A 17,828-nucleotide genomic window follows, 5' to 3' on the forward strand; every position below is an offset into this window, starting at 1 on the left:
GTGTGCTGCGCACGCGCGCCGATCGGCCCCGCGCCGATCAGGGCTGCGGTCACGCCGAGTTCTGCTCGACCGGGCCGCTCCGCGCGGCCTCGGCCGGTCGCCGGCCGAACTCGACGCCGCGCGCCTCCCGGCCGAAGCCGGTCAGGGCCGCCACCGCCAGCAGCACCGGCACGATCACCACGGCGAAGGCGTACGGATACCCGTGCGCGCCGGCGAGGTGCTCCTGCAGCGGCAGGTTGACCGCCGCAAGAAGGTTGCCGAGCTGGTAGGTCACGCCGGGATAGAAGCCGCGGATCGCGTCCGGTGACATCTCGGTGAGGTGCGCGGGGATGACGCCCCACGCCCCCTGGACGAAGAACTGCATGAGGAAGGCGCCCAGTGCCAGCATCGCGGTCGTCCGGGAGTAGGCGTACAGCGGCACGATCAGCAGCGCCAGCAGCGCCGAGGTGACGATGGCCCGCCGCCGCCCGTACCGCTCCGAGAGGGCTGCGATCAGGATCCCCCCGATGATGGCGCCGACGTTGTAGATGATCGCGATGGCGACGGCGTACTCCGGGGTGTGGCCCAGGCCCTTCTTGAGGAACGTCGGGTAGAGGTCCTGGGTGGAGTGGCTCATGAAGTTGAACGCCGTCATCAGCAGCACCAGATAGCAGAAGCGGCGCAGCACCGTCCGCTCCAGGAACACCGAGCGCAGCGACGTGCGGGTCGCCTTCAGCCGTGCGTTCGTGCGTTCCCACACCTCCGACTCGGCCACCTGGTAGCGCACGTACAGCGAGAGCAGCGCGGGGAGGGCACCGAAGACGAACAGCCCCCGCCAGCCGAAGAACGGGGTGATCGCGAAGTAGGCGACCGCGGCCAGCAGGTACCCCAGCGCGTACCCCTGCTGGAGCAGGCCGGAGTAGAGCCCGCGCTTGGCGGCTGGGATCTTCTCCATGGCCAGGGACGCGCCCAGGCCCCACTCGCCGCCCATCCCGATCCCGTACAGGAACCGCAGGACCAGCAGCATGGTGAGCGAGGTGGCGAATCCCGACGCCACCTCGACGGCCGAGTAGAACAGCACGTCGGCCATGAGGGGTACGCGCCGCCCGGCCTTGTCCGCCCACAGCCCGAACAGCAGGGCCCCCAGGGGCCTGGCGGCCAGCGTGAGCAGCGTGGCCACGGTGACCTTCTCGACCGAGGTGCCGAAGTCCTCGGCGATCTCGGTGATGACGAAGACCAGCAGGAAGTAGTCGAACGCGTCCATGGTCCAGCCGAGCAGGGCGGCCAGGAACGCGTTGCGCTGGTCGCGGTCGAGACCGCGGGCCTGGTCGCGAAGGTCGGCTAAGAGCGGGACGGCCATGTCGGGGCTCCTTCCGCGAGGCTGCCTCTGCTCTACCCGCGAACCCCGGCGGCATGGGAGCGTTTTGCACTCTCCTGCCCACGGGCAGGGCCGGCCGGGGCCTACAGGCCCAGCACCGCGGGATCGGTGGCGAGCGCGCGGAGACGTCCCGCCGGATCGGCGACGAGCCGCCGCTCGGTCCGGTCGAGCATCCCGAACACGCTGGTGAGGGAGGCGGCGAGGGTGCCGTCGGCCCGGCGGAAGTCCTGGCCCAGGTGGAAGATCTTGCCCTCGCCCCAGGTGAACTCGCAGGTCACCTCGACCTCGTCACCGGCGCGCAGCTCACGGAAGAACTTGATGGTGGCCTCGAGCTGGACCGGCCCGATGCCGGCGGCGAGCAGCTCGTCGTGCCCTGCCCCGGCGGCGTGCAGGCACTCCCAGCGGGCGTGCTCGGCGTACTGGTGGTACACCGCGTTGTTGAGATGGCCCTGGACGTCCAGCTCGTAGCCACGGACCACGACGGGGGTGCTGAACACGCTCATCCGATCTTCTGGGCGGCGCGCTCGAGGAGGCGCCGGAGTCGCCTTGGGACGGCAGCGTACCTAGGAGCGGATCCCGGTAACGAGTTCGGCCGTGTGCCGAGGCGCGCGCCTTCTCCGGCGGGCGAACCCGAGTCCGGCGGCCGCCGACACGAGCCCGGTCACCAGGCAGGCGAGCGGGCCCAGGGTCCGCACCGCGCGGATGCCGTCGGCGCCCTCCTCGGACTTGGCCAGCAGGCCGCGCTGCGACGCGTCGGTCATCTGCAGGTCCATGTCGGCCACGACCAGCCGGCCCGGGCCCTTCTGGGCCTGCAGCGTCGAGAGCACCTTCTGCCGGGAGTTCAGCGGGGCCCCGGTGCGCGGATCGATCCAGTACGTGACGTCCGCCTGGTAGTAACGGTCGACGGCCACGGATCCGCTCTTCGCCCTGCGTCCGAGCAGGTCCCCGGGCACGCTGAGCGCCTTGCCGGTCACCCGGGTGGCGGGGATGTGCTGGACGAAGCGGTAGGTCCGCACGCCGCGCACGGACTCCTCGCCGTCGTAGCGGATCGGCCACGTCCGCCCGGTCTGGGCGTCGAACAGCTGGTAGCTCCTCCTGGCCACGTCGACCGGCCAGAACAGGCCGATCCCCGGCTGCCGTACGTCGCCGCCGGCCGGTGCGGAGGCGCCGCAGCACGCGGTGAGCTCGGCCGTTCGCCGGTCGAAGGCGACTCGCTGGGGCCGGATGTCGACCGTCCTGCCGTTGTCCAGATCCTGCACCATCGTGAGGGAGTCCCACACCGCGATGTCGCCGTGACCTGCCTTGACGTCGCCGCGGACGGTGCTGGTCGCGGTGATCGTCACCCCGGTGCGCACCTTCAGCGAGGCGGCGTCGAAGTAGGTCGCGTTCTCGGCTCGCAGCGTGGTGATCTGGTAGATGTCCGTCGGCGCCATGACCAGCCGCGGCGCGGCGTAAAAGCGGATCAGAACCCCGCTGACCAGTAGGAAGACACCCAATCCGGTAAGAACCAAGCCCACAAAGTGCCGCACTGCCGCCTCCTCGATGTCGGGCGTGTGACGGGCGCGCACGGGGGTGGGTGCGCGGCCCGGATCAGTGAGTGGCGATGCCCGGGGCAGGCCGGGGGGCCTTCCGAAGGCGACAGGGAATTAACTATTTGATATATGATTCTATTCGAATCAAAAGTGACGTGGAACACATTATGCCGAGTTCCGGGCAGCCGCCAGGCACTGGCCGAGTGTCATCGGGTTCGCTCAGGAGTAGCCATGTCCGTTCGACCGCCCGGCGGTACGGCCGAGGAGGCACTGCTCGCCGCCACGGTCGGCGAGCTCGTCCGGGACCTGCGCCCGGACTCCGTCGGCGACCTTCCGCGGCCCGGGCCGCGGGGCGCGGAGCCGTCACATGCCGAGCCGTCACATGCGGAGCCGTCACATGCCGAGCCGTCACATGCCGAGAAGACGCTCGATCGGGCCGGGCTGCTGACGATGCGGCTGCCCGCGGAGCACGGCGGCGCGGAGGCCACGGCCGTTCAGGTGGCGCTGGTCGCGTACGGGCTGGCCCAGGGGCTCGTCGCGGTCCCGTTCACGGCGCGCCAGATAGCCGCCGAACTACGCAGGATCGCGGGCGTCCCGGCCGCGGGCGAGCGCGCGGCGTACGTGCTGAACCGTGAGCTGGATGGCTGGGGGAGGCCCGGCACGGGGCTGGTCGTGGACGCCGCGGGAGCACGGCACGGGCTGACGGTCCAGGACGGATGCCTGCTGTCGGTGCCGACGGGTGCGCCGGTGCCGGGAGCCGACCTCACCCGGTTCCTGGCGTTCACGGGCGGCGTCGGCGCCGAGGCCGACGCCGGAACGGTGCTGGGCGAGCTGGCGGAGGACGGGGCCGCGGCGGCCGAGGCGTTCGCGTGCGCGTTGCTCGCGGCGGATCTGGCCGGCACCGCGCGGGGCGCGCTCGACGAGGCGCTGGCCCATGTGCGTACCCGCGAGCAGTTCGGCCGCCCCGTCGGCGCCTTCCAGGCCGTACGCCATCTGGCCCCGGACGCCGAGGTCGCGCTCGCCGCAGCGGAGGCGATCTGGCGGCACGCCGCCCGCTGCGTCGACGAGGTCGACCCGGCCGGCGCGCGGCGGATGGCCCGGGTGGCCAAGGCGCTGTGCGCGGACATCGCCGTCGACGTGTGCGAGACCTCGATCCAGCTGCTCGGCGGTACCGGCCTGACCTGGGAACATCTCGCCCACGCCCGGCTGCGGCGGGCACTGCTCGGCCGGCGGCTGTTCGGTGGCCCGGAGAGCTGCTTCAGCGCGCCGGACGCTCTCGACGCGCGACTCGACCTGCTCGACTCCCCGGACGAGACCGTGTTCCGGGACCGGTTGCGGGGCTGGCTGACGGCGCATCCGGCGGCCGGTGCCGGCGGGGCGGCGGCGTGGCATCGGACGCTGTACGCGGCCGGATACGTCGGGGTCTCCTTCCCCTCGGGCGACGGCGGGCACGGCCGCCCGGCGGTCTACGAGGCGATCGTCAACGAGGAGCTGGGCGCGGCCCAGGCTCCGCCGGCACCGCCGATCGGCCACATCGCCAACGCGCTGCGTTTGTTCGGCGATGCCGGGCAGCGGGACCGCCACCTGACGCGGCTGCTGTCGGGCGAGGTGCGCTGGTGCCAGGGCTTCAGCGAGCCCGGCGCCGGCTCGGACCTGGCCGCGGTCACGACCCGGGCCGGACCCGGCCCCGGCGGCGGGTACCTCGTCACGGGCACCAAGATCTGGACGAGCGACGCCCTCGACGCCGACCGCTGTCTCCTGCTGTGCCGCACCGGGCCGGAAGGCGGCCGTGACGGCCTGTCGGTGCTGCTGGTGGACATGAGCGCACCGGGCGTCGAGGCCAGGCCGATCAGGACCGCGTTCGGCACAGAGGAGTTCGCGCAGGTGTACTTCGACGACGTACCGGTGCCGCGGGCGGATCTGCTGGGCGAGCCGGGCGACGGCTGGCGCATCGCGATGACGATGCTCGGCTACGAGCGCGGCCCCGCCGACATCGGCTGGATCTCACGGCTCGGCCGCTCCGTCGCCGCCCTGCGCGGCACCGGCTCCGCCCGGCCCGGTGCGGCGGCCGAGGTGGGACGTGCCGAGGCCTGGCTGTGCGCGCTCCAGCTGCACGTGCGCGGGCGGCTCATCGGCCGCGTGGCCGGGACCTCGCCCGGCCCCGAGGGCTCGATCGACAAGCTCCTGCTCACCCGCGTCGACCAGCGCGTACGGAGGCTGCGCCTCGACCTGGCGGGCGCGGACGCGCTGCTCGGCGCCGAGCGGGCCGGGGGCCCGGTGCTCACCGACTACCTGTGGTCCCGGGCCGCCGGGATCTACGGAGGCACGGAGCAGATCCAGCGGGACATCGTCGGTCACCGCGTGCTGCGCCTGCCGCGCGAATGACGCGGGGCCCGGCGGCGGGGACCGCCGCCGCGAGCCCGCACGAGCCCTGTACGGAACGACGGATCGACGACCGGACGGATCGACGACGGAAGGTGCCATGGCCGACAAGCTGCTGCTGGACTACGCGGGCTCGATAGCGACGATCACCAACAACAACCCGGACAAGCACAACGCCTTCGATGACGAGATGGACGAGCTGCTCTGGCAGATGCTCGGAGAGCTGCGCGGTCGGCGGGACCTGCGGGCGGTGATCTGGCGGGCGGAGGGCAGGTCGTTCTCCTCCGGCCGGGACGTGTCCTCGATCGGCCGCTCCGGAGCCGAGCGGACCCACCATGAGCTGATGTCGCGCGGGCACCAGGGCGTGCGGCAGCTCTTCGACCTCGACGCCCCCGTCCTGGTCTCCTGCCAGGGCTGGTCCATCGGCGCGGCGTTCCAGCGCGCGTTGCTGTGCGACATCCGGGTGGCCGCCGAGGGCGCCCGCTTCATGCTGCCCGAGACGGGGCACGGAGTGATCCCCGACACAGGTGGCGTGGCCCGGCTGTTCCAGATCTGCGGCCACGGCGTCGCCTCCGACCTGGTGCTCACGGGCCGCCCGATGGGCGCCGACGAGGCCTACGCCCATGGCGTCGTCTCCCGCGTCGTGCCCGCCGACCGGCTCGACGAGGTCGTCCGGGAGATGGCCGAGAAGATCGCCGCGGCGCCCGCCGTCACGATCAAGATGGCGCGGCGGGTGATCGCGCACCTCGCGGAGCCGCAGGTGCGCGCCTCGATGGCCGAGGAGCTCATCGCCCAGACCTTCGTCAACAAGTCCGACGACTACGCCGAGTTCCGCGCCGCCCGTGCCGAGTCCCGTCCGCCGCACTACACCGGGAGCTGACCGATGCCCCAGGACCAGCCACCGCAGGACCGGCCACCGCAGGACCGGCCACCGCAGGAGCGGCCACCGCGGGGTCTGCCCGAGCCACCGCCCGCCGGGGCGTCCGCACTGCCGTCCGGCACCTTCGACGGCACCGTCGTCCTGGTCACCGGCGGGGGCACCGGGCTGGGCAAGGCCATCGGGACGGAGTTCGCCCGGCTGGGCGCCGCCCTCGTGGTCGCCAGCCGCAAGGACGACCATCTCGAGGCCGCCGAGGCGGCCATGTCCGCCCTCGGCGCCCGGGTGGTCACGGTGCGGTGCGACATCCGGGATCCGGCACAGATCGCCGCGGCGTTCGACGCCGCCGAGGAGCGGCTCGGCCTGCCCGGCGTGCTGGTGAACAACGCGGCCGCGAACTTCCCCGTCCCGGCCGAGGACATGTCGCCCAACGCGTGGCGCACCGTCGTGGACATCACCCTCAACGGGACGTACTTCGTCACCCGGGAGTTCGCCCGGCGGCACCTGGCCGCGGGGACTCCGGGGTCGGTCGTGAACGTCGGCGCGTCGTACGCCTGGACCGGCGGCCCCGGTTTCGCGCACAGCGCCGCCGCCAAGGCCGGGGTGAAGAACATGGTCGAGACCCTCGCCGTCGAATGGGGGCCGTACGGCATCCAGGTCAACGGGCTCGTACCGGGGATGTTCCCGCACGAGGACATGACCGCCGACATCCAGGAGAACCTCGGCCGCTCCAGCGAGAAGGACCTCTGCCAGCCCGCGATGCGGGTCGGGCGGCTGCGCGAGCTCGGCTGGGCGGCGACCTTCCTCGCCTCGCCCTACGCCCGGTTCGTCTCCGGCCACACGCTGGTCGTCGACGGAGCGAACTGGCAGCGCCGTACGCTCACCAACCCCCCGGTGGTGACCGTACGCGAGCAGATGGGGAGGGGACCCTTCGCCGGCTGACCCGGCCGAGCACCTCCGCGGAGGCTCGGCCGCCGTCACCGGCCTTCCGGGGCCGCCGCCACCGCGACATGGCCGTGGAGGCCCAGCAGTGGCGCCCAGGCCGCGGCGGCGGCCGCCAGGTCGTCTCCGCACGCCCGGCCGGGCCGGGGCCGGGCCGCGGTGGCGAGGACGACCCGGTCGGGACGCAGCAGGACGGCGCCTGCGGTGCCCATCCAGCGGACCAGGGCGGTCTCGCCGGGATCGGCTCGGAGGTCGCCGCGGCCCGTGCCGAGCCGCGGGCACCGGGGGTCCCGCAGGTGGATGACACGGGCGTCCAGCGCTCGGACGAGCCGATGCAGGGCGGGGCTGAGCGGCGCGGCGGCCAGGAGGGCGAAGCGTTCGCCGAGCAGGTCGTCCAGCGGGCGCGGGCGGGAGCCGGGGTCGGAGACCGGGTGCTGAGGGCACAGGGTCCCGGGACGCGGGTGGCCGGGGCGGCGGCGGGGACGGGAGCGGACCAGGGGCCCCGGCCGCAGTGCCGGGCCGACGGCGGACAGGACGAGCCCGGAGGCGCCCGGCAGGCGGGAGACGGCGGGCAGGGCGGCCCTGCGGGCCAGCGCGGCGCCCGGTCCACCGCCGGTCATCAGGGCGCCGATGACCACGGCGGTGCGGACCAGCTGCCGCGCGTGGGGGCGGCGTTCGGCCTGATAGCTGTCCAGCAGGGCTTCGGGGGCGCGGCCGGTGAGGACACGGGCGAGTTTCCAGGCGAGGTTGTAGGCGTCACGCAGACCCGAGCCCATGCCCTGGCCGATGAACGGCGGCGTGAGGTGGGCGGCGTCGCCGAGCAGGAAGATGCGGCCATGCCGCCAGCGGTCCGCGACCTGTGCGCAGAAGGTGTACGTGGCGGTGCGCACGACCTGCAGTTCGTCCTCGGGGATGCCTGTCGTCCAGGGGGCGATCAGTTCGAGCAGCCGCCCGCGGTCGGTGAGTTCCTCCGGCGGCTCGGCGGACCGCAGGCGGAACTCCCAGCGGTAGCGGTCCTCGCCGACGCGCATGTAGGTGGCCGGCCGCCGCGGGTCGCAGACCTGGTGGACGCCGTCCCAGGCGGGCGGCGGCAGGCGGCAGCGGATGTCGACGACCAGCCACTGCTGGGCGGTGGCGAGGTCCTGCATCCGGGAGCCGATGGAGGCGCGGACCAGGCTGTTGGCGCCGTCGCATCCCAGGACCGCGTCGGCCAGGAGCGTCCGGGAGACACCGCTGTCCTCGTCGCGGAGGGACACCTCCACCGGAGCGCCGCTGTGCGGGGGCGGAGAGACGGCGGTGACCTCGATACCTCCGCGCAGCGTCACCAGGGGATGGTTCTCGAGGTTGTCCCGGAGCAGCTGCTCGAGTTCGGGCTGGTCGAACATGTTGGCCTGGGGAAAGCCGTGCCGACCGCACAGGTCGTCGCGCAGGAACTCCCCCAGCACCCGGTGCGAGCCGTCCAGCAGTCGCATACCGCGGGCGGGACGGCTGATCGCGCCGAACTCCTCGTGGACGCCCAGGGCCTGCAGGATGCGGTGCACCTCGTCGTCCAGGTGCACGGCGCGCGGCAGCGGGTACGGGGCGCGGTGGCGCTCCAGGACCAGGACGGGCACGCCGTGACGGGCGAGGAGGGTGGCGGCGGTCAGCCCGGTGGGCCCGGCACCGATCACCACGACGGGCACGTGCTCGGGAGCGGTGGTGGTCACGAGCTCATGGCCTTCATCAGGCCCAGCAGACGTGCGCGGTCGATCTCGTTGTCCTCGCGCAGGGCGCCGATCGCCTGGGCCAGCAGGCCGGGCGAGGGGCGGGTGCCGAGGAAGTCCCGGGTGGCCGGCGGGCCCCACTGGGCCAGGCCGGAGGCGGACATGGCGGCCCAGCCGGGTTCCAGGGTGTTGTCGAAGAGGTCGCCGTCGGTGAAGTGCTCCAGCATGAAGTGGTCGTGATCGCGCCAGTAGTCGAAGATCTGGCTGCCCTGGATGTGCCGGCCGATGCCCCAGGAGCGGCGGTAGCCGCGCTCGCGCAGGTACTCCCCGCCTGCGGCCAGCGTGTCGAGGTCGGCGACCTGGTAGGCGGAGTGGACGTAGCCGGTGCCGGGGCCCAGGTGCATGGCCAGGGTGTGGTGGTCGGCCGGTTCGCCGCCGCGATCGCAGCGGATGAAGGCCATGGTGGGGCCGCGGTCCCGCTGCCCGTCCAGGTAGAGGAAGTCGCTGACGATCAGGCCCAGGTTCTCGAGGTACCAGTCCAGGGCCCGGCGGAAGACGCGGGTGGAGAGGACCACGTGGCCCAGGCGCTCCACCTGGGCGGGCCTGCGGAGCGGGCGCTGGGTGGCGTTGACCCGGGGAGCGGTGGTGCCGACGTTCATCGGCAGGGGCCGCCGCGGCGGCAGCGCCGGGTGCTCGGTGACGCCGTGCACGACGCGGACCGGCAGGCCGGAGGGGTCGAGCAGGTCCACCGCCAGCCCGTCGCCGTACTCGGTCAGGGGCCTGACCCGGTGGCCGGTCGCGCGGGCCAGGCGGTCGAGGTCGGCGGCGTCGGCGGCCTGGAAGGCGGGGCCGACGAACCGGGGGGCGGGGCCGCGGCGGATCACCAGGCAGTGGGTGCCCGCCCGGGCGCCGCGCAGGTGAAGGCTGTCATCGGTGCGGGCGGCGGTGGTGAAGCCGAAGTCGTGGGCGAAGGTCTCGGTGCGGTCCAGGTCGGGCCGGGTGAACTCCAGCCAGGCCAGGTCGACCACCTTGATGACGGGCCGGGCCGCGCGGCCGGGGTGATCTCCGCGCAGGGCGCCCTGCTCGCTGTGCATGCCCTGATGGGCGTCGGCCGTGGGGACGGGGGTGGGTGTGGGGTCGTTCATGGCGGATTCCCTTCCGGTGCTGCGTCCTACCGTGCGAGCAGGGTGTCCAGTGCGGTGGTGAGCTCGGCGACCGGGTCGGTGGCCGGACCTCGGGCTCGCCAGCCGATGAATCGGTCGGGGCGCACCAGGACGGCGCCCTGCGGGGTGTGCCCGCGGGCGGCGGTCCAGGTGGAGCGCAGGTCGCGGTAGTCGCCGTCGAGGTGGCCGACACGGATCGCCTCCAGCGGCAGGCCGCTCTGGGCGGCGACCTTCTCGGCGGCCTCGCACCAGGCCAGGCCCTCCTCGCCGGCGATGAGCAGGAAGCGGCCGGGGCGGACCAGCCGGGCCAGGGCCACACGGTTGCCGTCGACGTCCTCGAGCCAGGCGTGCGGCAGGGGGTGGCCGGGGCGGGCGGCGGGCCGGTAGATGCGGACGGGGTCGGGGTTCTCGGGTGCCGGTGTGCCGTCGGGGACGATCGCCGCGGACTCGTAGGTGTAGCCGAACTCGACGCCCAGTTCGTCGAACTCCATGGACTGGGCCGCCACGGTGGCCAGGAAGGTGCGGCGGAAGCCGGCGTCGGCGGGATCCTCGCTCCACAGCCGGCGGGCCTGCCGCCGGTTCTCCTCCTCGCCGGCCTCCGGCCCGCCGCCGAAGAGGGCGCTGATCGCGATGTGGTTCACGGCGTTCTCCAGCGAGCGCTGGACGTTGGTGGCGTCCACCGGGCGCCGCTCGGCCTCGTAGGTGTCCAGCAGGGCGTCGCCGGCATGGCCGCCCAGTACTGCGGCGACCTTCCAGGTGAGGTTCTGGACGTCGTGCATGGCCGAGGTCAGGCCGAGGCCGCCGGTGGGCGGGTGGCGGTGCGCGGCGTCTCCGGCGATCAGGACGCGGCCGACGCGGTAGCGGTCGGCGACCAGTCCCTCCAGGGACCAGCGGGAGATCATGTGCACCGTCGGCTGCTCCCCGGTCATGCCCAGCGCCGTCCGCATGTCGGCCAGCACGGCGTCGTCGTCCAGCGCGTGGTGGTCCTCGGGCCCGTAGTTGAGGTGGAAGACCCACTCCTCGGACTCGGGGCCCCAGTGGTCGGGGCCCATGGGCACCAGAACGCCGGGGATGCCGAGGCTCGGCAGCCACAGCCAGCGGATCAGCACCTCGGGGTCGCGCGCCCACCGGGACAGGTCGGCGGACAGGTGGAAGGAGACCACCCGGCCGAGGTCCCGCACGCCTTCCTGGACGATGCCCACGGCGGGGCCGACGGTGCGGCCGCCGTCGCAGCCCAGCAGGTAACGCGCCCGCACCCGGTAGGTCTCGCCGGTGTCGCGGTCGGTAACGGTGGCGGTGACGCCCTCGTCGTCCTGGGCGAGCCCGGTCACCTCGTGGTGGAAGCGGACCCGGCCGGGGGCGAGTTCCTCTGCGCGGGCGCGCAGGACCGGCTCCAGGCGGATCTGGGGCAGGTTGGCCTGCCGCTCGGGGCTGGCCGCCAGCCACTCGGGGGAGTGGCCGCCGGCCCCCCAGGCCTCCATCCTGGCGACCCGGCGGCCCCGGTCATCGCCGTCGCCGGCCAGGCCGACGTACCAGGCGGTGTGGGACATCTGCTCGGCCGGGGTGGAGGCGGCGTAGATGGTGTCGGCCACGTCGACGTCGCGCATGACCTCCATGGTCCGCTGGTTGAGGACGTGGGCCTTGGGCAGGATCGAGGTCTTCGGCCAGGCGGTGACCAGCAGGGATTCGATGCCGATGCGGCTGAGCAGCATCGAGGCGGTCAGTCCCGCGCCGCCGCCGCCGACGATGAGGACGGGGACTTCGAGGTCGTACATGGATACTCCGTGGGTGTCGCGGCTCATGGTGTTGCTCCGGTGCCGGGGCGGCGGCCGGGCGGTCACGGCCTCGCGCGGTGACGGCGCCGGCCACAGGCCGGCTAGCCGGCGGTCAAAAGGGCGAGATGGGCTGCGGCCAGGGTGCCCATGACGGCGGCCGGCAGGCAGCGGGCGGCTGGATCGCCGCTGCGCAGGTGCACGACGACGGCTCCGGCCATGAGCAGGATCAGGCCGGCTGAGGCGGCGGCGGCGAGAGAGGGGACGCGCAGCCCGGCCAGCAGCCCGGCCGCCGCCGCCACCTCCAGCGCGCCCAGCAGGCGGTAGTGGGCGGTGGTCATGCCGACGTGGGCCGCGGCCTGGCGCATCGCGGGGACCGCCGCGAGCTTGGCCGCGCCGAACAGGAGGAAGATCCCGGCGAGGACGACGGCCAGGACGGAGGTGGCACTCATGGAGGTCGCTCTTTCTGTGCGGAGGGCCCGGCTCGCTGCCGCCGGAAGCGGGGCACGGCCGGGGTCAGGTGGCGGGCCGGGGGGCGTACTGCCAGTTCAGGACGTACCGGTCGAGGGCCGCGGTGACCCTACGGCGCACCGCCTCGTCGGAAGGGGCGGGCACCTCGACGCGGACACCTCCGTCGTCGGGCCGGCAGTCGATGCGCTCCAGGGCACAGCCGGCGCCCTGGGCGGCCAGTTCGGCGTGGATCGCGCGGCGGGTGGCATCCAGGCGCAGGCCGAGCTTGTAGGGCTTGCCGACGGCGGTGAGCGGGACGGCGTCGATCACGATCACCTCCTGCGGGGCGGCGGCACGCTCGGGGACCCGCTCCGCGGCCCAGGTGAGCAGGCCGGTGGGGTCCACGCGGGCGCCTGGAGTGAGGACGACGTAGGCGACGGGCACCTCGCCGGCGTGCGGGTCGGGGCGGCCGACCGCCGCGGCGGCGGTGACCTCGGGGTGGGCGAGGAGGGCGTCCTCGATCCCGGCGGGGTCGATGTTGTGGCCCCCGCGGATGATGAGGTCCTTGGCGCGGCCGGCGAGGGAGATGAAGCCGTCGGCGTCGACGCGGGCCAGGTCACCGGTCTCCAGCCAGCCGTCGCGGATCTTCCCCGCGGCCTCCAGGCGCGGCCCGTGGGGCGTGTGCCCGGCGACGTAGCCGGCGAAGACCGTGGGACCGCTGACGGCCAGCACCCCCGTCGCTCCGGGCGGCACATCGTGCCACTCGCCGGTGTCCGGGTCGATCTGCACGGTCTTGACCCGCTGGTAGGGCAGGCGCTGGCCCACCGTGCCGGGCCGGGGGTCGCCGGGGAAGCTGCGGGCGGAGGCGCAGGTGGCCTCGGTCAGGCCGTATCCCTCGTACAGCGGGACACCGGTGTGCTCCTGGAAGGAGTCCCGCACGGCGGGCGGCAGCGGGGAGGCGCCGACGGCGGCGAACCGCAGGCTGGAGATGTCCGCGTCCACGGGGATGCGGGCGAGCACGGAGTACACGGTCGGCACTCCGGACATGCCGGCGATGCGGTAGCGCTCCACCAGCCGCCAGAACAGTCCGTACAGCTCGGGATCGCGGTAGCCCAGCGGTCCGGCCCACACCACCTGCTGGCCGCGCAGCAGTGGGCCGAGCAGGGTGACGATCAGGGCGTTGACGTGGAACAGCGGCAGCGCCGCGAACATCACCGAGTTCTCGTCGAGAACGGTGCTGGCGGCCAGCATCCAGGCGTCGACGACCTCGTTGGCATGCGTGTGCGCGGCGAGCTTGGGGGTGCCGGTGGTGCCTCCGGTGTGGAAGTAGGCCGCCAGGTCTTCGGCGGCGGGCGGCTCGATGTCCACCAGCCGGTCGGCGGAGTGCGCCGCGGCCAGCTCCGCGAGGTGGCCCACGCGCACCCCCTCGACCGGTTCCAGGGCGGGGGCGGGGCCGTCGTCCGCGGTGGGGGCCAGGGCCAGCAGCGCGTCCAGGCGCAGCGAAGAGGCGACCTGCCTGGCGGTGGCCCACACCCGCGGGTCCAACTGCGGGCCCGCGGCGATGAGCACCTTCGCCCCGCCGCGCCGCAGCAACCGCTCGACGTGCTCGTGCGCCAGGCCCGGGTTGACCGGGGCGGCGATGCCGGCGGCCTGTGCGGCCAGCAGGGCGGCGGGCAGCTCCGCGGTGTTGGGCGAGAGCAGGCCCACGGCGCCGCGGCGGGTGACGCCGAGGGCGCGCAGGAGATTGGCGGTGCGGTGCACCTGGTCGCGCAGCTGCGCGAAGGTCGTGGTGGCGGGGCGCAGGAAGCGCTCGGCATCGGGCAGCACCGTCAGGGCCGGGCGGCCGGGCCACAAGCGGGCGGCGCGCTGCAGGGTGTCGTAGGTGGTGGCGGGCAGGCCGCGCTCGTGCAGCGGGACGGCCTCGATGGCGGGCAGGTCCGCGGGGCCGTCGTAGGCGGGCCACAGCAGGCCGGTGGGTGTGGGTGTCACTGGTGCGCCTTTGGAAGGTGAGGGATGAGGGGAGGGGCCCGGTACGGGGCAGCCGCGGCGGCGGTCTCGGGGCCCGGGAGCCGTCAGCGAGCGCGCACCACTGTGCGCTGCTCGCCGAGGTCGAGTACGCCGTCGTCGGTCGCGATGCGGGCGGTGACGACGTCGCCGTCCTTCAGGTAGTCGGGGTTCTTCGCCTGGCGGGCGAAGAACATCTGCCAGCGCTTGTGCGGGGGCAGCAGGGCGCCGAGCGTGGCCGGCAGCCTGCCCGGGGATCTGAGGGCCGTACCACCGGGTGTGCCGGTGAGCAGGACGTCACCGGGCTGCAGGGTCTGGAAGCGGGCCAGCAGGCCGAGGGCATGCGCGGGCCGGACGATCATGTCGCCGGCGGTGCGGTCCTGCCGGGTGGCCCCGTTGACCTTCAGGGTGAGCCGCAGATCGGCCAGGCGGGCCAGGTCGTCGCCGTCGACCAGGAGCAGCCGGGGGCCGAGCGGGGTGAAGGTGGGATAGGACTTGGACTCGTAGAACTGGGTCTTGGGCAGCTGAAGGTCGCGGGCGCTGACGTCGTCGGCGACGACCAGGGCGGCGACATACTTCGGCAGGGTGGCGTCGGTGACCTCGGTGCCGACCGGCAGGTCCGCCCCCATCACCAGCCCGAGCTCGACCTCGTAGTCCAGGAACCGCACATGCGGCGGACGCACGATGTCCTGGTAGGGGCCGCTGACGGACCCCGAGGCCTTGCGGAAGAACGCGGGCGGGACGGTGTCCGGGTCGAACCCCGAGTCCACCGCGTGGGAGCGGTAGTTGACCATCTGCGCCACCACCCGGCAGGGGGCGGTGACAGGCGAGAGCAGCTCCCCTTCGCGGGCGGGTGGCCCGGCGTCGGGGTCGGCCGCGGCCCGCGCGGCGGCCTCCTGCACGGCGGAGCGGTCGGCGAGCAGGCCGGCTGTGGTGCCCGCTTCGGTGGCGACGGGGTGCAGCCGTGCGGTGCTGCTCTCCACCCACCAGCCGTCTGCGGTACGGACGACCTGGATACTCATCGGCTCTCCCGAGTTCTGGACGGCGTCGACCGAGCCGCTCCCGCGAGCGCCTTCCGGTCATCTGATGAAGTCATCAAATATGATTACACAATCGACAACTGCCATCAATACTGATGTAACAATCAGTATTGATCTATTGAGTAAGGTGGAGGGATGACTACCGAGGGGCAGGGCAGGGCCGGCGGCCACACGACCAACCGCCTGGACAGGCGCAAGGCACGCACCCGGGCCGCGCTGGTCGCCGCCGCGCAGGGGTTTCTCGCCGAGCAGGGGCGGGCCGACGTGAGCATTCAGGAGATCACCGAGGCGGCGGACGTCGGCTTCGGCTCCTTCTACAACCACTTCACCAGCAAGGACGAGCTGTTCGACGCCGCCGTCGCGCTCACCCTGGAGGAACACGGCGCGCTCCTGGACTCCGTGGTGGGAGACCTGAAGGACCCAGCAGAGATCTTCGCCGCCAGCGTCCGCCTGACCGGCCGACTGCAGCGGACCCATCCGCAGATGGCCAGGATCATCGTGCGCAACGGCATGTCCTACCTGACCTCCGAGGGCGGCCTGGCCCCGCAGGCGATGCGTGACCTGCAGGCCGCCACCGACAGCGGACGGCTGGACATCGACGATCCGCGCACTGCCGTGGCCATGGCCGGTGGCGCCCTGCTCGGAGTGCTGCACCTCCTGGAGACCCGCCCCGACCTGGATGCCGAGCACGTCACCGATCAGCTGGCCGCCCGCCTGCTGCGCATGTTCGGCCTTCCCCGCTCGGAAGCACAGGAGATCGCCACCCGGCCCCTGCCCCCGACCTGACCTGACCGGCGCAACCTCTTCGGCCCGTCCCGGGGCAGGGCGCACGACGAGTTCCCTCAGGCATCGGCGCGGCGCCTCGGCGATGAGGACGGCAGCGGGACATGCAGCACGAACCGTGCGCCGCCGCCGGGGCCGTCCTCGACGTGGAGACCTCCCTGGTGGGCGGAGGCGATGTCACGGGCGATCGCCAGGCCGAGCCCGCTGCCGCCGCGGTCGCGGCTGCGGGCGGCGTCCAGGCGGACGAAGCGCTGGAAGATGCGCTCGCGGTCGGCGGGCGCGACTCCATCTCCGTCGTCGCTCACGACCAGCTCGGCATGGCCGTTGCTGCGCCGCAGGTCGATCTGCACGTGGCGGGTGGCGTGGTGCTGGGCGTTGTCGAGCAGGTTGGTCAGCACGCGCGCCATCTGGCCCGGTACGGCGGTGACGGTCACCTCGGGCTCCAGCCGCAGTCGCACCGCATGCCGGTCCGCGCGGCGGGCGACCTGCGCCTGGACCAGTTCGGTGAGGTTCACCTGCGCCGTCGCGTCCTCGGTGCTGGACCCGAGCCGGGTCAGCAGCAGCAGGTCGGTGACGATCTCCTGCACGCGGTCCAGGTCGCCGAGCGCGTGGTCCAGCAGGGCGGGCAGGTCGACGTCGCCGGGGTGCAGCTGCGCCTCTTCCAACTCCAGGCGCAGCCCGGCGAGGGGAGAGCGCAGCTCGTGCGAGGCGTCGGCGGCGAATTGCCGCTGCCGTTCCAGGGCCGCCTTCATTCGGGCCTGGGCCGTATCCAGCCGTTCCAGCGTGGTGTTCACGGTGCGGATGAGCAATGCGATCTCGTCGTTGCCGGGCGGCTGGGGCAGCCGGGTACTCAGGTCGGTGGCGTTGATGGCGGCCAGTTCGGCGCGGATGAGGCCCACCGGGCGCAAAGCGTGATCGATGATCTTCCGGCTGGCTGCGACGGCGATCAGCAGGACGGCCGGGATGGCCCAGTACGCTCCGACCGGTCCCCGAGAGCTCAGTTCTGATAGAATCATCACTTTCGAACGTATCGTCACCTACGTATAGGGCCGGTCAAGGACCGCTGACGATTCCGTCAATTCTGATGCAATCCGGTTAGAATGGACACAGGCCGATCTCGGAGAGGTGAGCAGCCATGGCCGAGCAGACCAGGGAGATCCCCAACCGCCTGGTCCGGCGCAGAACGCGCACCCGCGCGGCGCTCGTTCGCGCGGCCCAGTCCTTCATCGCGGCGGGGAAGCCGAACGTCCCGATCCTCGAGCTCACCCAGGCCGCGGACGTGGGCATGGGGTCGTTCTACAACCACTTCGACAGCAGAGAGCAACTCTTCCAGGCCGCCATGGAGGACGCCCTCGAGCGCTACGGCGCCCTTTTCGACGAGCTGACGGTCGGCCTGGACGACCCGGTCCACGCCTTCGCGCAGAGCGTCCGCCTGGCCGGGCGTCTCCACCGCCGCAACCCCGAGTTCAGCAAGATCCTGCTCAACAACGGCCTGGCCACGGTCGGTTCGGCAGAGGACCTGGCACCGCGGGCCCGCCGCGACATCGCCGAAGCGGTCCGCGTCGGCCGGTTCAGCGTGCGCGACCCCGAACTGGCCATGGTCATCGTGAACGGCGCCGTGCTGTGCCTCGGCCAACTGCTGCACGACCACCCTGAACGCGACGACGCCGAAGCCACCGACCAGGTCACCGAGGACCTGCTGCGCATGCTCGGCCTCCCACCCGACGAAGCACACGAGATCTGCCGGCGACCACTGCCCGATCTGCCGGAACTCTGACGGCGAAGGGCGGAGGCGAATGCAGCGTGAACGCGGCCACCTCCTC

The 17,828-nt window shown here is 73.1% G+C and carries 15 protein-coding genes; 5 read left to right on the forward strand and 10 right to left on the reverse strand.

The genetic code is table 11. From position 1 onward, the window contains the following. Positions 1 to 49: 49 nt before the first annotated feature. From ACRYCC_RS19375 to pgfA, 3 genes are all read right to left on the reverse strand, one after another. A complete protein-coding gene (locus ACRYCC_RS19375; RefSeq protein WP_433813975.1) occupies positions 50 to 1,339 on the reverse strand; it encodes an MFS transporter in 1,290 nt (429 codons plus the stop codon). A gap of 101 nt (positions 1,340 to 1,440) precedes the next feature. Continuing rightward, positions 1,441 to 1,860 carry an acyl-CoA thioesterase gene (locus ACRYCC_RS19380; protein WP_433813977.1) on the reverse strand — a complete coding sequence of 140 codons (420 nt, stop codon included), beginning with the start codon at positions 1,858 to 1,860 and terminating at the stop codon, positions 1,441 to 1,443. 60 nt (positions 1,861 to 1,920) lie between these two features. After that, the gene (pgfA, locus tag ACRYCC_RS19385) at positions 1,921 to 2,886 is read right to left on the reverse strand and encodes a cell envelope lipid trafficking protein PgfA (RefSeq protein WP_433813979.1); all 966 of its coding nucleotides are present in this window, start codon (positions 2,884 to 2,886) and stop codon (positions 1,921 to 1,923) included. A 234-nt stretch (positions 2,887 to 3,120) separates the two neighbouring features. Here pgfA and ACRYCC_RS19390 point away from each other — a divergent pair, with 234 nt between their 5' ends. The 3 genes from ACRYCC_RS19390 to ACRYCC_RS19400 all read left to right on the forward strand — a co-directional run bounded on the left by ACRYCC_RS19390 (position 3,121) and on the right by ACRYCC_RS19400 (position 7,090). Then, the gene (locus ACRYCC_RS19390; RefSeq protein ID WP_433813981.1) at positions 3,121 to 5,274 is read left to right on the forward strand and encodes an acyl-CoA dehydrogenase family protein; all 2,154 of its coding nucleotides are present in this window, start codon (positions 3,121 to 3,123) and stop codon (positions 5,272 to 5,274) included. 97 nt (positions 5,275 to 5,371) lie between these two features. After that, positions 5,372 to 6,151, forward strand: coding sequence for an enoyl-CoA hydratase/isomerase family protein (locus ACRYCC_RS19395; RefSeq protein WP_433813982.1), 780 nt, complete (start codon positions 5,372 to 5,374; stop codon positions 6,149 to 6,151). A gap of 3 nt (positions 6,152 to 6,154) precedes the next feature. Beyond that, complete coding sequence (locus ACRYCC_RS19400; RefSeq protein WP_433813984.1) at positions 6,155 to 7,090, forward strand: SDR family oxidoreductase; 936 nt, start codon at positions 6,155 to 6,157, stop codon at positions 7,088 to 7,090. Between the two features lie 35 nt (positions 7,091 to 7,125). Here ACRYCC_RS19400 and mhpA read toward each other — a convergent pair whose 3' ends face one another. The 6 genes from mhpA to ACRYCC_RS19430 all read right to left on the reverse strand — a co-directional run bounded on the left by mhpA (position 7,126) and on the right by ACRYCC_RS19430 (position 15,204). Continuing rightward, positions 7,126 to 8,796, reverse strand: coding sequence for a bifunctional 3-(3-hydroxy-phenyl)propionate/3-hydroxycinnamic acid hydroxylase MhpA (gene mhpA / locus ACRYCC_RS19405; RefSeq protein ID WP_433813985.1), 1,671 nt, complete (start codon positions 8,794 to 8,796; stop codon positions 7,126 to 7,128). Continuing rightward, a complete protein-coding gene (locus ACRYCC_RS19410) occupies positions 8,793 to 9,938 on the reverse strand; it encodes a VOC family protein (RefSeq protein WP_433813987.1) in 1,146 nt (381 codons plus the stop codon). The genes mhpA and ACRYCC_RS19410 overlap by 4 nt, the downstream gene beginning before the upstream one ends. 26 nt (positions 9,939 to 9,964) lie before the next feature. Next, positions 9,965 to 11,731, reverse strand: coding sequence for an FAD-dependent monooxygenase (locus tag ACRYCC_RS19415; RefSeq protein WP_433813989.1), 1,767 nt, complete (start codon positions 11,729 to 11,731; stop codon positions 9,965 to 9,967). A 101-nt stretch (positions 11,732 to 11,832) separates the two neighbouring features. Further along, positions 11,833 to 12,180: a DoxX family protein gene (locus ACRYCC_RS19420; protein WP_433813990.1), complete on the reverse strand. Its 348-nt coding sequence runs from the start codon at positions 12,178 to 12,180 to the stop codon at positions 11,833 to 11,835. A gap of 64 nt (positions 12,181 to 12,244) precedes the next feature. Further along, positions 12,245 to 14,167, reverse strand: coding sequence for an acyl-CoA synthetase (locus tag ACRYCC_RS19425; protein ID WP_433813992.1), 1,923 nt, complete (start codon positions 14,165 to 14,167; stop codon positions 12,245 to 12,247). An 83-nt stretch (positions 14,168 to 14,250) separates the two neighbouring features. Next, entirely contained in the window at positions 14,251 to 15,204 is a 954-nt protein-coding gene (locus tag ACRYCC_RS19430; RefSeq protein ID WP_433813994.1) for a fumarylacetoacetate hydrolase family protein, read from the reverse strand. Between the two features lie 153 nt (positions 15,205 to 15,357). Here ACRYCC_RS19430 and ACRYCC_RS19435 point away from each other — a divergent pair, with 153 nt between their 5' ends. Next, entirely contained in the window at positions 15,358 to 16,008 is a 651-nt protein-coding gene (locus ACRYCC_RS19435; protein WP_433813996.1) for a TetR/AcrR family transcriptional regulator, read from the forward strand. A gap of 56 nt (positions 16,009 to 16,064) precedes the next feature. On the opposite strand, the gene ACRYCC_RS19440 is transcribed toward ACRYCC_RS19435, so the two are convergent. Beyond that, entirely contained in the window at positions 16,065 to 17,021 is a 957-nt protein-coding gene (locus tag ACRYCC_RS19440) for a sensor histidine kinase (RefSeq protein ID WP_433813998.1), read from the reverse strand. Between the two features lie 119 nt (positions 17,022 to 17,140). Between ACRYCC_RS19440 and ACRYCC_RS19445 the strand changes: the two genes are divergently transcribed. Beyond that, positions 17,141 to 17,782 (forward strand): TetR/AcrR family transcriptional regulator, encoded by a 642-nt coding sequence (locus tag ACRYCC_RS19445; RefSeq protein ID WP_433814000.1) that lies wholly within the window; start codon positions 17,141 to 17,143, stop codon positions 17,780 to 17,782. Positions 17,783 to 17,828 lie beyond the last annotated feature (46 nt).

Source organism: Actinomadura scrupuli (assembly GCF_050971785.1).
In the GTDB taxonomy this organism is placed as follows: domain Bacteria; phylum Actinomycetota; class Actinomycetes; order Streptosporangiales; family Streptosporangiaceae; genus Actinomadura_E; species Actinomadura_E scrupuli.

Bases quoted from the DNA above. Each gene is read 5' to 3' on its own strand.
- ACRYCC_RS19375 (WP_433813975.1), bottom strand. From the start codon at position 1,339: ATGGCCGTCCCGCTCTTAGCCGACCTTCGCGACCAGGCCCGCGGTCTC.
- ACRYCC_RS19380 (WP_433813977.1), bottom strand. From the start codon at position 1,860: ATGAGCGTGTTCAGCACCCCCGTCGTGGTCCGTGGCTACGAGCTGGAC.
- ACRYCC_RS19390 (WP_433813981.1), top strand. From the start codon at position 3,121: ATGTCCGTTCGACCGCCCGGCGGTACGGCCGAGGAGGCACTGCTCGCC.
- ACRYCC_RS19395 (WP_433813982.1), top strand. From the start codon at position 5,372: ATGGCCGACAAGCTGCTGCTGGACTACGCGGGCTCGATAGCGACGATC.
- ACRYCC_RS19400 (WP_433813984.1), top strand. From the start codon at position 6,155: ATGCCCCAGGACCAGCCACCGCAGGACCGGCCACCGCAGGACCGGCCA.
- ACRYCC_RS19410 (WP_433813987.1), bottom strand. From the start codon at position 9,938: ATGAACGACCCCACACCCACCCCCGTCCCCACGGCCGACGCCCATCAG.
- ACRYCC_RS19415 (WP_433813989.1), bottom strand. From the start codon at position 11,731: ATGTACGACCTCGAAGTCCCCGTCCTCATCGTCGGCGGCGGCGGCGCG.
- ACRYCC_RS19420 (WP_433813990.1), bottom strand. From the start codon at position 12,180: ATGAGTGCCACCTCCGTCCTGGCCGTCGTCCTCGCCGGGATCTTCCTC.
- ACRYCC_RS19430 (WP_433813994.1), bottom strand. From the start codon at position 15,204: ATGAGTATCCAGGTCGTCCGTACCGCAGACGGCTGGTGGGTGGAGAGC.
- ACRYCC_RS19435 (WP_433813996.1), top strand. From the start codon at position 15,358: ATGACTACCGAGGGGCAGGGCAGGGCCGGCGGCCACACGACCAACCGC.
- ACRYCC_RS19440 (WP_433813998.1), bottom strand. From the start codon at position 17,021: ATGATTCTATCAGAACTGAGCTCTCGGGGACCGGTCGGAGCGTACTGG.
- ACRYCC_RS19445 (WP_433814000.1), top strand. From the start codon at position 17,141: ATGGCCGAGCAGACCAGGGAGATCCCCAACCGCCTGGTCCGGCGCAGA.